At 47.4% G+C, this 13,704-nt stretch carries 13 protein-coding genes; 10 read left to right on the forward strand and 3 right to left on the reverse strand.

Features of this window, described 5'->3' with window-relative positions:
• Positions 1–190 precede the first annotated feature (190 nt).
• Positions 191–820, forward strand: a complete 630-nt coding sequence (locus FC83_RS16015) for a LysE/ArgO family amino acid transporter (RefSeq protein ID WP_057003013.1) — start codon at positions 191–193, stop codon at positions 818–820.
• A 16-nt stretch (positions 821–836) separates the two neighbouring features.
• Positions 837–1,688, forward strand: coding sequence for a YitT family protein (locus FC83_RS16020; protein ID WP_035450698.1), 852 nt, complete (start codon positions 837–839; stop codon positions 1,686–1,688).
• A 37-nt stretch (positions 1,689–1,725) separates the two neighbouring features.
• Here the strand turns inward: FC83_RS16020 and FC83_RS16025 are convergent, their stop codons facing one another.
• From FC83_RS16025 to FC83_RS16035, 3 genes are all read right to left on the reverse strand, one after another.
• A complete protein-coding gene (locus FC83_RS16025; RefSeq protein ID WP_420805640.1) occupies positions 1,726–3,114 on the reverse strand; it encodes an amino acid permease in 1,389 nt (462 codons plus the stop codon).
• A gap of 91 nt (positions 3,115–3,205) precedes the next feature.
• Entirely contained in the window at positions 3,206–4,333 is a 1,128-nt protein-coding gene (ald, locus tag FC83_RS16030; RefSeq protein WP_057003014.1) for an alanine dehydrogenase, read from the reverse strand.
• Positions 4,334–4,537: 204 nt separating this feature from the next.
• A complete protein-coding gene (locus tag FC83_RS16035; protein ID WP_035450696.1) occupies positions 4,538–5,533 on the reverse strand; it encodes an NAD(P)/FAD-dependent oxidoreductase in 996 nt (331 codons plus the stop codon).
• Positions 5,534–5,692: 159 nt separating this feature from the next.
• Between FC83_RS16035 and FC83_RS16040 the strand changes: the two genes are divergently transcribed.
• The 8 genes from FC83_RS16040 to cysD all read left to right on the forward strand — a co-directional run bounded on the left by FC83_RS16040 (position 5,693) and on the right by cysD (position 13,692).
• The gene (locus tag FC83_RS16040) at positions 5,693–6,601 is read left to right on the forward strand and encodes a LysR family transcriptional regulator (protein ID WP_035450695.1); all 909 of its coding nucleotides are present in this window, start codon (positions 5,693–5,695) and stop codon (positions 6,599–6,601) included.
• A gap of 430 nt (positions 6,602–7,031) precedes the next feature.
• The gene (locus tag FC83_RS16045) at positions 7,032–8,084 is read left to right on the forward strand and encodes a sulfate ABC transporter substrate-binding protein (RefSeq protein ID WP_081762950.1); all 1,053 of its coding nucleotides are present in this window, start codon (positions 7,032–7,034) and stop codon (positions 8,082–8,084) included.
• Between the two features lie 24 nt (positions 8,085–8,108).
• Positions 8,109–8,945 (forward strand): sulfate ABC transporter permease subunit CysT, encoded by an 837-nt coding sequence (gene cysT, locus FC83_RS16050; RefSeq protein WP_057003015.1) that lies wholly within the window; start codon positions 8,109–8,111, stop codon positions 8,943–8,945.
• Positions 8,942–9,754 carry a sulfate ABC transporter permease gene (locus FC83_RS16055; protein WP_035450694.1) on the forward strand — a complete coding sequence of 271 codons (813 nt, stop codon included), beginning with the start codon at positions 8,942–8,944 and terminating at the stop codon, positions 9,752–9,754. Before cysT ends, FC83_RS16055 begins: the two co-directional genes overlap by 4 nt.
• Before the next feature lie 17 nt (positions 9,755–9,771).
• Positions 9,772–10,824 carry an ABC transporter ATP-binding protein gene (locus FC83_RS16060; RefSeq protein ID WP_035450693.1) on the forward strand — a complete coding sequence of 351 codons (1,053 nt, stop codon included), beginning with the start codon at positions 9,772–9,774 and terminating at the stop codon, positions 10,822–10,824.
• A 61-nt stretch (positions 10,825–10,885) separates the two neighbouring features.
• The gene (locus FC83_RS16065; RefSeq protein WP_035450692.1) at positions 10,886–12,568 is read left to right on the forward strand and encodes an adenylyl-sulfate reductase subunit alpha; all 1,683 of its coding nucleotides are present in this window, start codon (positions 10,886–10,888) and stop codon (positions 12,566–12,568) included.
• On the forward strand, positions 12,552–12,875 hold the full coding sequence (locus FC83_RS16070) for a 4Fe-4S dicluster domain-containing protein (RefSeq protein ID WP_035450691.1): 324 nt from the start codon (positions 12,552–12,554) through the stop codon (positions 12,873–12,875). The genes FC83_RS16065 and FC83_RS16070 overlap by 17 nt, the downstream gene beginning before the upstream one ends.
• Before the next feature lie 16 nt (positions 12,876–12,891).
• Positions 12,892–13,692: a sulfate adenylyltransferase subunit CysD gene (gene cysD, locus FC83_RS16075; protein ID WP_057003016.1), complete on the forward strand. Its 801-nt coding sequence runs from the start codon at positions 12,892–12,894 to the stop codon at positions 13,690–13,692.
• Positions 13,693–13,704 lie beyond the last annotated feature (12 nt).

The raw sequence follows: 13,704 nt of genomic DNA on the forward strand, positions 1-13,704 counted from the left end.
TGCCAGCTCCTTTTAAATGATACCCCTAGTTTAGCCATAAAAGCCCCGGCTGTCTTAGGTTTTGCCATGAGTCGTTCAAAAATGGGGATGAGTGGTTCAATAAAACGGATAAAACGCTTCAAACCCTCAGAGATTTCAAGTATAATGAAATGTATTGCATTTTTATCAATTTCTTGAAACGGGTGAACTTATGTTAGCAGTTTTTCTTCGCGGATTTATTCTCTGCATCGCCTCAGTTTCGTCAATTGGGATGCAAAATTTATTCGTATTTAACAATGCCTTAAGCAATCGGTTAAAGCGGGCTTTGGGATACGCCACTTTTGTTTGGGTAGCGGATACATCCCTGGTATTGGTGGCTTTCTTTGGGATGGGCGCAATTTTAGCCAAAAGTGATCTGTTGCGTTTAGCGGTTATGTTGGCCGGGGGCTTAGTGGTTTTACTCATGGGCTGGCAGACGATCCGTGCTGCCCACGCCACGCAGCTGAATCCCACCACCAGTGGGTCCCAAACAACTAAAAAAGTTTTCTTAAGTGCTTGGATGGTGACTTGGGGCAACCCCCAGGCCTTAATTGACACTAGTTTGATGTTTGGCGCTTTACGGGCAACACTGCAAAACAACGAAGTCTGGTTTTTCATCGCCGGTATTTTACTGGCATCGGCCACTTGGTTTTATGGCATCTCTGCGGTCTTAAGTGTGGTCCGACAGCGTCTTCCCCGTAAATTCATGTTATGGGTCAACATCATTTCTGGGGGTATCATCATGGTTTACGGCGCTTATTTATTACTGGCGGCCAGTCGGCTATTATTCAAACTCATTTAACTTGGGAGGTAAGCACATGCATCTAAACAAGCAACACCAAACGATCCTGAAAAATGGCTTATTGATCGTCTTAGGGGCCATCTTTTATGCGTTGGCCATCAATTACTTTTTAATTCCCCATAAAATCGGCGAAGGGGGCGTCACCGGGATCATGAACGTCTTGTACTATACCCTGGGTATTTCGCCAGCGCTGACCAACTTGGTTTTAAACGGCTTATTGTTGATCGTGGGCTTTCGTTACCTAGGTTCTAAAACCATTTGGTACACCGTCTGGGCAGTTTTATGTATTTCTTTTTTCCTGAGATTGCCGGTGTTATACCACTATCACACCAACCAAACCATTATTCCCGCCTTAGTGGGCGGGGTGTTGATGGGGATCTCCATGGGCATCATTTTTAGAGCCGATGGCACCGTCGCCGGCAGTACCATTTTAGCTAAAATTTTAAATCGCTATTTTGGGTTATCCAACGGCACCGGTACGTTAATTTTCGATTTGGCTGTGGCCATTCCTTCGGTAGTCGTCATTGGCTTTGAAAACACCATTTTGACCGTCATTGAGCTCTATACTTCAGCCGTGGTAGTCAATCGCTTCTTAGACCGTTTTGGCGCTAAAAAATCCGTCACGATTATCACTGAAGAAACCAGTGCCGTGACGGAAAAAATATCCAATACGTTAAAACAAGGTATCACTGTGGTTCAGGCTCGGGGCTATTACAGCAAAACCGAGCGTTTAATGCTTTATCTGGTTTGTTCCCAAAAACAACTGGCTCAACTCGTTCCCCTAGTGTCAGAAGTGGACCCCAACGCCTTAGTTATTGTGGAACAAGTCCGCAGTGTGAAAGGTCATATGTTAGAAAAAATTCTATAGCACCACCTCAGCCTTGGCCATGTGCGCAAGGCTTTTTTTAATCGGTTTCTAACCTATTTTCCCGTTTTAATTTTTGCGTGTGCCGCATTCCCAGTAAAAACATTAACCCGAGCCACATAAAGGTGGCAATTGTGGCAGGAATAGTTTCAACATTTGAAACTAAAACAATCAAAACCATTAATAAAAAGGCCAATACCAAATAGTCTGAAATTGGATAAAGCGGGGCCTTAAATTTACTTTGAAGTGCCAATTGGGTGTGTTTGTAACGCAAATGGGTCACAATAATGCTGCCCCAAATGAACAAAAAACTAGTGGTGGCAATACTGGTGATCAATACAAAAACAGAATCCGGGATAAAGATATTTAACAACACGGCCAGTGCAATCACTAAGGCAGAAAAATTCAAAGCCGCCCCGGGTACATGATGTTTCGTCAATTTACTCAATGGGGCTAATAAATTAGATTGGGTATCGTGCATTAATGAGTAAAGCATGCGACCGGTACTAAAAATCGAACTGTTACAAGCTGAAGCTGCAGCGGTAATGACCACTAGATTGATGATATCAGCGGCGGCACGAATCCCAACATTTTCAAAAACCATCACAAAAGGACTGCGATCCGGCAAAACCCGGTTCCATGGAAAAATGGCAATGATCACAAAAAGTGCGCCCACGTAAAACAAAATAATTCGAATAGGGATATTGTTGATAGCTTCAGGTAAAACCTTATCAGGATCTTTGGTTTCCGAAGCCATGATCCCTACCAATTCAATCCCTACAAAACTGAAAACAACCATCTGAAAAGAATAGAAAAAACCTTGAGCGCCCTTTGGAAAGATACCGCCATAATTGATTAAGTTTCCAAAGCTAGCATGCCCCGCACTGGTTTTAAAATTGGAAATGACCATATATAACCCGACGACAATAAGTAATACAATGGCCACAATTTTGATTAATGCAAACCAAAACTCAGCTTCACCAAAGGCTTCAACGGTAATCAGATTCATGACCAGCAATAAACCTAATAAGAACAACCCTGGAATCCATTGGGGAATATTTGGAAACCAAAACTTGATATATAACCCCACTGCGGTGACTTCGGACATGGCGATTACCACCCAGCAAAACCAATAGGTCCACCCGGCCACAAAACCCCAAGTTTCACCCAGGTAATGGCGAATAAATTCCACGTAAGAGCGATAATTTAAATTTGAAAGTAATAATTCTCCTAAAGCCCGCATCAAGAAAAAGATCACTAAGCCGGTGATCAAATAAGCCAGGATAATAGATGGCCCGGCATAACTGATGGACTTGCCGGCCCCTAGAAATAACCCGGTGCCAATGGTGCCGCCAATGGCGATCAACTGCACATGGCGATTCTTCAGACTTCGCTGTAAGGTTTGATCACTGCCTGAATCAGCCATCATAGCAACTCCTTTCATCAAAAACAAAAGCCCCCCATTGCAAATTTTTAGTCGGCAATAGCAGGCTTATTTATTATTTTCACGCGATGTCAGTTTAGGCGTTGTGTTGTAAGGCACTATCTAGATCGTGAAAGGGTACATAAGTTAATCCTTCACTGGTGGCCACCGCTTCATTAGTCACTTGACCAGCATAGGTGTTGATGCCGGTTAGAATGGTGGGATTATTAGCAGCAGCTTGAATACCTTGGGTAGCAATTTGGCTGGCATAGGGGATGGTTACACTGGTCAAGGCATCTGTAGCCGTTTGCGGCACCGCCCCTGGAATATTAGCCACAGCATAATGCAAGACCCCATGTTTCACATAAACGGGATCATCAAAGGTGCTGGCATGGTCCGTGGTTTCAAAAATACCCCCTTGATCAATGGGAATATCAATGATCACTGACCCCGGATCCATGCTGGCGATCATGTCTTCAGTCACCAGCGTAGGTGCCGTGGCGCCGGGGATCAAAACCGCTCCCACCACCACATCAGCATTTTGAACTTGAGCCGCAATATTGCCATGGTTGGAGAATAAAGTCTTGATGCGCCCGTCAAATAAGTTGTCAATATTGGCTAAAACTTTAGGATTAATATCTAAAATGGTCACATCTGCGCCCATCCCTAGCGCCGTTTTGGCCGAATTAAACCCAACCGTTCCCCCGCCAATTACCGTCACCTTGGCGGAGCGCACGCCGGGTACCCCGGGTAATAACAGGCCCTTGCCACCATATTGTTCCTGTAAAAATTGCGAACCGATGATCATGGACATTCGCCCAGCCACTTCACTCATGGGGGCTAACGCCGGTAGGCCACCATCAGGCCCCACCATGGTTTCATAGCCAACGGCCGTGACATGGGCAGCCAATAAAGCTTGGGTCAATTCTGGATTAGGTGCCAAATGCAAGTAGGTATAGATAATCAACCCTGGTCTGAAGTAGTGGTACTCTGAAGCCAGTGGTTCTTTGACTTTGATCACCAGCTCAGCTGCCCAAGCTTGGTCGGCAGACACTAATTGCGCCCCCGCATCCAGATAGGCTTGGTCCAAGTATCCGGCCTTGGTGCCGGCATCTTTTTCCACCAGGACAGTTTGCCCCACCTTGACGAGATTCATCACACCAGTTGGGGTAATACCCACCCGGTTCTCATTATTTTTGATTTCTTTAGGAATACCAATTTTCATAATCATTATCCTCCTTTGATAATTCTTAGAAAATAGCGCTCATAAAGCTAGTGGTTAACCGCCTTCATTATAAGGTAGCGCTTACAATACAATCAATTATTTCGTCTCATTCCTCATGATTATTTTGGCGGGCCCCAAAAAATTAGCCTGTTTGATGGCAAAAAAATAGACCTTAACCGGTGTCGTTAAAGTCTAAATAGTTGCTTAAGCGCTGATGGAAGTGCTGTGTAATGGTTGTTTCCGCTCAGGATAAAGTTCCGTGGCCAAATGATTGATGGCACTAGGGGCTTCACCAAAACCAGCGGCAATCAACTTCACCTTGCCCGGATAGGTCACCGCATCCCCGATGCCATAAATACCTGGAATCTCGGTCTCCATATTGGCATCCACAATTAAGGCCCGACGTTCTAAAGGTAAGCCCCAAGCTTTGAGCAAAGAGTTGTCGGAGACAAACCCATAATTCACTAGGAGCGTATCCACGGCTAATTGACGTTGGTCTTCGCCTTTAGCCACCTGTAAATCGATGCGTAACCCACTATCATGGGCAGCGACTCTGGTGATATTATAAGGTGTTTCTAAAACCACTGAAGAAGCTTGCAATTGGGCCACGCTGGACTCTAAGCCCCGGAATTGTTGACGGCGATGAATCAAATGAACTTCAGCCGCCACGGGTTCTAAGGCCAAGGCCCAATCCACCGCGGAATCCCCGCCGCCAGCAATGGCCACAGTCTTACCGGCAAAGTCTTGGAGATCTTTGACAAAATAACGGATTTGCTGTCCTTCTAAGGCCTTGTCATAATCCACTGCCAAGGGTCGGGGGGCAAAGGCACCGCCGCCAATGGCCACCACAATACTGCGGGTATGAGTTTGGCGTTTGGTGGTGGTCAACATAAAGGTGCCATCATCCAGCCGTTTTAAGCCAGTGACCGCTTCGCCACAAGCCAGGTACAGACCATCCGAAAACTGGTCCAGTTGACTTTGCAGATTGGCGATCAAAGCCGCTCCAGTGACGGCGCCCGTACCGGCTACATCGTTGATAATCTTTTCCGGGTACAAGGCCGCCACTTGCCCGCCTAATTCCGGCAGGCTTTCAATAATCTGAACATCTAAATTGCGCATCCGCGCATAAAAGGCGGCAAACATGCCGGTGGGACCCCCACCGATTACTGTTAAGTCGTATAAATGAGTTTCTTGTTGCATATTCAGCCCCCTAATCTTTTAAAATGAGTTGTGATTAAAAATATCATCATCATTTTCTAATGTCAAGTCAAACAACTTTTTTAGTAAACTTGACACGCAACGGAAAATTCCCCTATGCTAGCTAAAATGACAAATTAAAAACATACGAGGTCAATGCCCATGAACCTACAACAAATGCGTTATGTCCTAGCCGTGGTGGATAATCAAAGCTTTCGGGCCGCAGCTAAAAAGTTATATATCACCCAACCCACCCTCTCCCACAGCATCTCAGAGTTGGAGAAGGAATTAAACACCGAATTATTTAAGCGCACCACCCAGGGTAACTTTTTGACCCCCGCCGGCACGGAGTTTGTCCAGCAGGCCCGGCGCATCCTCCAGGCCGTCAGCGGCCTCAGTAATACCTTTACCAACAAAGCCGAGCAGGACCGCCATTTCTCTATTGCCGGCCAACACTACGACTTTATTGCCGCGGCTTTGACCCGAATTTTACCAAAATATCCCGATTACCAGTACCTGCGGGTCTTTGAAAGCACCACCTTAAATGCCATTCGGGACGTGGCCCAATATCGTAGTGAAATTGGTATTTTATTCATCAATGACGGTAATCAGTCCCGCTTATTGATGTTATTTGATCAAAATAAATTGATTTTTGAAGAACTGGGGACCTTTGAGACCCATATCTTCCTCAGCACCCACCATCCCCTGGCGGAAAAAGAAGCCCTGACTTTGGAAGACTTAGCTCCCTATCCCCAGGTCCGCTTTACCCAAGATACGGCTTATTCAGAAATTGCTGAAGATCCCTTGGATCCTCCCACCACCGGGGCGGTGATTGCCACCAGTGATCGGGCCACTTTAAGTAAAATCGTCAGTCAAACCGATGCCTACGGTTCCGGTTCTGGTATTTTAACGGATCCGGAAAAACAAGGCTTGACCCTGCGACCCCTGATACCCGCCACCAAAAATCGCATGATTTTACTGAAACATCCCGACCAAGGCTTATCTCCCATCGCCACAGACTTCGTGACGGCCTTAAAAACCTTCTTTCCTAAGTCACCTGATAGAAAATAACTATCTGCCCCAAATCCTTTAAGACCAGTACTTTTAAACCTTGCTTTTTGATGATAAAACAATGAGAAACACCTCTCATGATAAAAAATAACTATTGGTTTTACCTTGTATCTCAGTCTAATACCCGTTAGTATGCATATTAAATTACATACTTAATTTGACATTGAAAAGATGAGTAGCGTTTTAAAACTGGCTAGAGAACCTCGGGAAGCTGAAAAGAGGCACAGTGGTAAATGTGAAGATGGTCTTTAGAGTCATTTGACTGTGAGCCTTTGTTAAACAGTCAACGTACACGCGTTACTGTGATCATAAGGAATCGGTTCGCACTTGAATCGATTCAAATTAAGGTGGTACCGTGCACAAGCGCCCTTTCGAATATGAAAGGGCGCTTTTTTCGCACATTTTTCAAATCTAAAAAGGAGGTGGCCCCATGGCCCAGCCCAAAAAGCGCCCACTGAAAAAAATTCTCGGCATTACAATCACGGTGATCCTTGTCTGTAGTTACTGGCTCTTTTACCGGCATCAAGAACGCCAGGCCCAGGCCACCAGCAACACCGTGACCATCACCAATGTGTCCTATGATCCCACCCGGGAGTTCTACTTGCAATTTGACCAAGCCTTTCAAAAATACTGGCAGGCTAAAACTGGGCAAAAAGTCAACGTGGATCTGTCCAATGGCGGCAGCGGTAAACAAGCCAATTCCGTCATCGAGGGCAACCAAGCCGACGTGGTGACTTTGGCCTTAGACCCAGATATCACCAGTATTCAAAATGCCGGCTTGATTCAAGCCGGGTGGCAAAAGAAATTCCCGGATAACGCCGCGCCTTACACCTCCACCATCGTCTTACTGGTGCGCAAGGACAATCCTAAAAACATCAAAGACTGGGACGATTTAGTCCGCCCCGGCATGCAAGTCATTTCCCCCAATCCAAAAACCTCTGGGGGCGCCCGCTGGAATTACCTAGCAGCTTGGGCTTATGCCGATAAAAAATTTAATCATGATACCACGCAAATTAAACAATTTATGAAACAGCTTTATCAAAATGTCACCGTATTAGATTCTGGCACCCGCGATGCCACCACCACTTTTGTGCAAAATAAACAAGGCGATGTGTTAGTTGCCTGGGAAAATGAAGCCCTATTAACTTTGAAACAACATCCCGGCCAGTACCAAATCGTTACCCCTAGCATCAGTATGAAAGCTGAACCATCCGTGGCGGTGGTGGATAAAACCGTGGACCAGCGGGGAACCCGCAAAGTCGCCACCGGCTACATCAATTACCTCTACACCAAAACCGGGCAACGCTTGGCCGCTGAGAACTTTTATCGCCCTACGGATCCGGCCATCGCTAAAGATTTCCAAAAACAATTCCCTAAATTAAATTTGATCACCATCAACGATCCCTTATTTGGGGGTTGGGCCAAAACCACGGCTAAACACTTTGCCGATGGCGGGACCTTTGATCAAATTTATCACAAATAACCGACAACATAAGGAGGTCAACCCATGGAACAACGTGCTGTGAATCGCTTGATTCCAGGCTATCGTTTAGGTTTAAGTATTACCCTTACCGGGCTCAGTTTAATCGTCGTGATCCCATTTTGTTCGTTGTTAATCAGCGGTATCCAAATGGGTTGGCAGCCCTTTATCCACACCATCACCGACAGCCGGGTGGTGGCCAGCTACTTAGTCAGTCTTAAAGGGGCCTTTTCAGCGGCCTTGATCAACGTGATCTTAGGATTGGTCTTAGCCTGGGTCTTGACCTTCTACGAGTTTCCCGGCAAAAAGCTCTTAGATGCCCTGTTGGATCTACCCTTTGCCCTACCCACGGCCGTGGCGGGAATTGCCTTGGCGTTTTTATTCTCCACCAAAGGCTGGTTAGGCCAATTCGCCGCCCAATTCAACCTGAAAATCGCCTATACCTTCAGCGGCATCGTCATTGCCATGGTCTTTGTGACCATCCCCTTCGTGGTCCGCGAAGTCCAGCCCGTATTAGCTCAGCTGGATGAAACTTACCAAGAAGCGGCTTTGACCCTAGGGGCCAAACCCAATTTGATTTTCCGCAAGGTTATTTTCCCGGAAATCCTACCTGCCTTGATCGCCGGGTTCGGCCTGGCCTTTGCCCGCAGTATCGGCGAATACGGCAGTATCATCTTCATCGCCGGCAACCAACCCTTTAAAACTGAAATCACGCCTTTGACCATCATGTTTAAACTGGAAGCCCATGACTACAACGGGGCCACCGCCATTGCCTGTGTGATGTTACTATTCTCCTTTGTCTTTATTTACGTCATCCACAGCTTGCAACGTCATTTTGAAAACAAAAGGTTGGGTAAAAAATGAAACAATTCCAAAGTAAACGTATTAAACTACCCCTGATCATTATCGCCTGGGGCTTCATGGCCTTATTACTGATCCTCCCCATTATCCTGGTGATCAGCCAAGCGGCCAGTCATGGTCTAGGGCATTACCTGCAATTGCTGGCCAACTTAAACACGCTGCGGGCGTTCAATTTAACCGTGGCCGCCACCGTAATTTCCGTGGGGGTCAACTTGATCCTGGGCCTCAGTGCCGCTTGGATCATCGCCTTTCATGATTTCCCCGGCAAACGCTTATTGAACACCTTGATCGACTTACCCTTGTCGGTTTCCCCGGTCATTGTGGGTCTAATCTTCGTGTTGACCTTTGGCCGCACCGGCTGGTTGGCCCCGCTGGTGGCCCACTTCAACCTGCAAATCATCTTCGCCCCACCGGCCATCTTCCTGGTAACGATTTTTGTAACTTTCCCCTTTGTCACCCGGGAATTGGTTCCGGTATTGATTGCCCGCGGCCGGGAAGAAGAACAGACCGCCGCCTTTTTAGGAGCGAACTTCTGGCAGATTTTCACCCAGATCACTTTGCCGGCCATCAAAACCCCCCTGGCCGGGGGCTTGGTTTTAGCCAGCGCCCGGGCCATGGGGGAATTTGGGGCCGTGGCCGTGGTTTCTGGCAACATCGTGGGCAAGACCTTGACCCTGCCGTTATTGGTCCAATCCCTATACAACCAATTTAAATTTGAAGATGCCTTTGGGGTGGCGACGATTTTATTAGCCAGTACCTTTGCCATCATTTATCTGAAACGTATCCTGTTAAAAAACAGTCCCACATTCTAGAAAGGAGTGCTTAGCTTATGTATATTGATATTCGTCATATTTCCAAAGCCTTCAACGGCCAAAGTGCCTTAAATGATATTAATTTTGGGGTTCAAGAAGGTAAACTCACCGCCTTATTGGGTCCCAGCGGCTGCGGCAAGACCACTTTATTGCGGGTCTTGGCCGGTTTAGAAACCGCCGGGTCTGGTCAGGTGGCCATCGCCGGGCGCATTGTGGACGACATTAAGCCCCAGGAGCGGGGGATTGGCTTTGTCTTTCAAAACTATGCCCTCTTCCGGTATCTGAACGTTTATGACAACGTGGCCTTTGGCTTAAAAACGAAGCACTGGCCGGCTGCTAAAATCAAGACCCGAGTCCAAGAACTCCTGGACCTCACTGGCCTGACCGATTTGGCCCAACGTTATCCGGACCAATTATCCGGAGGCCAAAAACAGCGGGTGGCCTTCGTCCGGGCCATTGCCCCCAATCCCAAAGTCTTATTTTTAGATGAACCCTTTGCGGCTTTAGACAGCCAAATTCGCCAGGAACTGCGGATCTGGTTGAAGAACTTGATCCACCAAGTGGGCATCACCAGTATTTTCGTCACCCATGACCATGAGGAAGCCATTGAAACCGCCGATGAGATCGTGGTGATGAATCAAGGCCAAATCCAACAGGTAGGCACCCCCTTAGAAATTTATTACCAACCACAAAACGAATTCGTCGCCAACTTTATCGGCCACTCCAGCCTGTTAAAAAATCCCGATTTAAACGGGTACGACTTACCAAGTACGGCTTGCCAAGTGCAGATTCGCCCGGAGCATGTCCATATCCATAAACTCAGTAAGAAAGTCACCAGTTTTGGCCAAAGTGCCACGGTCACGGCCGTGCAATTCAAAGGCTTGACCACCAACGTGGCTTTAGACGTCCAAGGTCAAAAACTGTTAGCGTATTGGGATGCTGGCGCCACGCCGTTAGGCATTGGGGAACAAGTCCAAATTACCATTGAGCGTTTAGTGGTTTTCCAAAATAACCAGAGCCAAATCTTGAAGGCCCAAAGTACGGCCCAACGACAAATTCAAGTCCTATAAGACTTTCTAAAAACATCAACTTAAACTTTTTAAAACTAACTATACGAGGAGGCCGTTTCAATTGGAAACCAAGATTATCACCGCCGACTTATTGATCATTGGCGGTGGGGCGGCTGGCTGTTACGCCGCCAAACAAGCCGCCTTACGAAATCCCCAGTTAAAGATCGTCATCGCTGAAAAAGCCGACGTCCGCCGCAGTGGCTGTCTAGCCGCTGGGGTCAATGCCTTAAACGCCTATATCACCAAGGGCAAAACCCCCGACTTCTATGTGGACTATGCCAAAAACGATGCCAATGGCATTGTCCGAGAAGACCTGCTGTTGACTTTGAGCCAACGGTTGAATCAGGTCACCGCCGATTTGGAAAAAATGGGCCTGGTGATTTTAAAGGATGAAAACGGCGACTATGTCCCCCGGGGCAATCGCAATATTAAAATTAACGGGGAAAACATCAAAGAAATTCTCGCCAAGGGCGCTCGCAGACAGCGCCATGTGAAAATTGTCAATCACGTGAACATCACCGATTTCTTAGTCCAAGACCAGCAAATTTATGGGGCCGTGGGCTTTAGCCCCAAAGACCAAGTGGCCTACACCTTTTACGCCAAGGCGGTCCTAGTGGCCACCGGTGGGGCGTCGGGGCTTTATCGGCCCAACAATCCCGGCTTTTCCAAACACAAAATGTGGTATCCCCCCTTTAATACCGGGGCCGGTTATGCCATGGGCATCCGCGCTGGGGCGGAAATGACCACCTTTGAAATGCGTTTTATCGCCCTGCGTTGTAAAGACACCATTGCCCCCACTGGCACCATTGCCCAAGGCGTTGGGGCCAAGCAAATTAATCAGCTCGGTGAGGTTTATGAAACCAAATATGGCCTGAAAACCTCCGAACGGGTTTATGGCACCGTCCAAGAAAATAAAGCTGGCCGTGGGCCTTGTTATTTAAAGACCACCGACATTACGGACCAACAAGAACAAGATTTATACCATGCCTATTTGAATATGAACCCCGCCCAAACCCTGCGCTGGCTGGAAAATGGTGGCCCTAAAACCCACAACGTGGAAATCGAAGGCACCGAACCTTATATCGTGGGGGGCCACTGTGCCAGCGGCTATTGGGTCAGTACCGATCGCCAAACCACCATCCACGGGCTCTTCGCCGCGGGGGATGTGGCCGGCGGTGCACCCCAAAAATATGTCACCGGGGCTTTAGCTGAAGGCGATATCGCCGCTGAAGCCATTGTCGCCCAATTGCAAACTAATTACCCGCCACAACCCGCCACCATTGCCCAACAAGCTGACGCCTTGATTCAACGGGGCTTAGCTTATTTTGAAAATGACCCCAACAACTCTAGTATCGCTACCGTGGAACAAAGCATGCAGGCCGTGATGGACCAATACGCCGGGGGGATTTCCCAATATTATGGCTATACGGAGGCCGGTTTAAAGATCGCTGCCAACAAGATCAAACAGCTCCAACAGACCATTGAACAAGCACCGGTGACCAATATGCATGCATTAATGAGCTTATACGAGGTCAAGGAACGCTTAGTGGTTTGTCTGTGTGTCATCGCCCATTTAGCAGCCCGAAAAGAAACCCGCTGGCATAGCTTTGCGGAGAATCTGGACTTTCCAGAAACCGATGCCCAATTTAACAAATATGTGAATTCCATCTACAAAGATGGGGACATTCAAATAATCTATCGAGATTTTGTAAAGCGAGATGACGTGTATGAGCATTCGAATTGACCCGGCAAAATGCAATGGTTGCGGCCGCTGTGCCGAGATTTGCCCCGGCAATCTGATTCAAATGGTGGGGAGCGGCAAAGACCGCAAAGCCCAAATGGCTTACCCCGACGAATGTTGGGGTTGCATGTCCTGTGTCAAGGTCTGCCCGGTCCAAGCCATTGAATTTTATATTGGCTCAGACATTGGTGGCCAAGGCGCCAGTTTGACCGCCGCCGTCAGCAAAAAAGAAATCGACTGGACCGCCTGCAAAGATGGCTGTATCCTGCAACAAATTATCACAGAACGGCAAAAAGCCAATAAGTATTAATTGAAAGGAAGTTATTATGGATCATTTGGATGAACTAGAAGCAGAAAGCATCTACATTCTGCGGGAAGCTTATAAGAATTTAGGGAAATTAGGATTATTGTGGTCCATCGGTAAAGACTCCACGGTTTTATTGTGGCTGGTGAAAAAGGCTTTTTACGGCCACACCCCCTTCCCTTTTATTCACGTGGATACCAGCTTTGAAATGCCGGAAGTTATCGAATACCGGGATAAAACGGCGAAGGAACTGAATCTTGATCTGATCGTCTATACCAATGAACAGGCCGTTAAAGATGGGATGAACCCTAAATTGGGCCGTTTAATGTGCTGTGGCGCTTTAAAAACCGTCGCCTTAAATCAAGTTGTGAAAAAGTATGGCTTTGATGGCCTGATCGTGGGGGTCCGGCAAGATGAAGAAGGCTCCCGGTCAAAAGAGCGGATCTTCTCGGAACGAGACCAAAAGGATAAATGGGATTACACCAACCAACCTCCCGAATTATGGGACGAATTTAAAACCGATTTTCCAAAGGGCCACCATATCCGCGTCCATCCTTTGCTGCACTGGACGGAGTTAGATATTTGGGAATATATCCAACGGGAAAATGTGCCCATCATCGACTTGTATTTTGCGAAAAATCACCGCCGCTATCGGAGTTTAGGTTGCGCCCCTTGTACCGGTTCCGTGCCTTCTGATGCCAAGAATGTCAGTGAAATCATTGCCGAACTAAAAGGCACCAACGTCAGCGAACGGGCTGGTCGGGCGCAAGATAAAGAAGACGCCTACGCCATGCAAAAACTCCGGCAAGCCGGTTACATGTAGAAAGGAAGATCA

It is taken from the genome of Agrilactobacillus composti DSM 18527 = JCM 14202, assembly GCF_001436375.1.
In the GTDB taxonomy this organism is placed as follows: Bacteria; Bacillota; Bacilli; order Lactobacillales; family Lactobacillaceae; genus Agrilactobacillus; species Agrilactobacillus composti.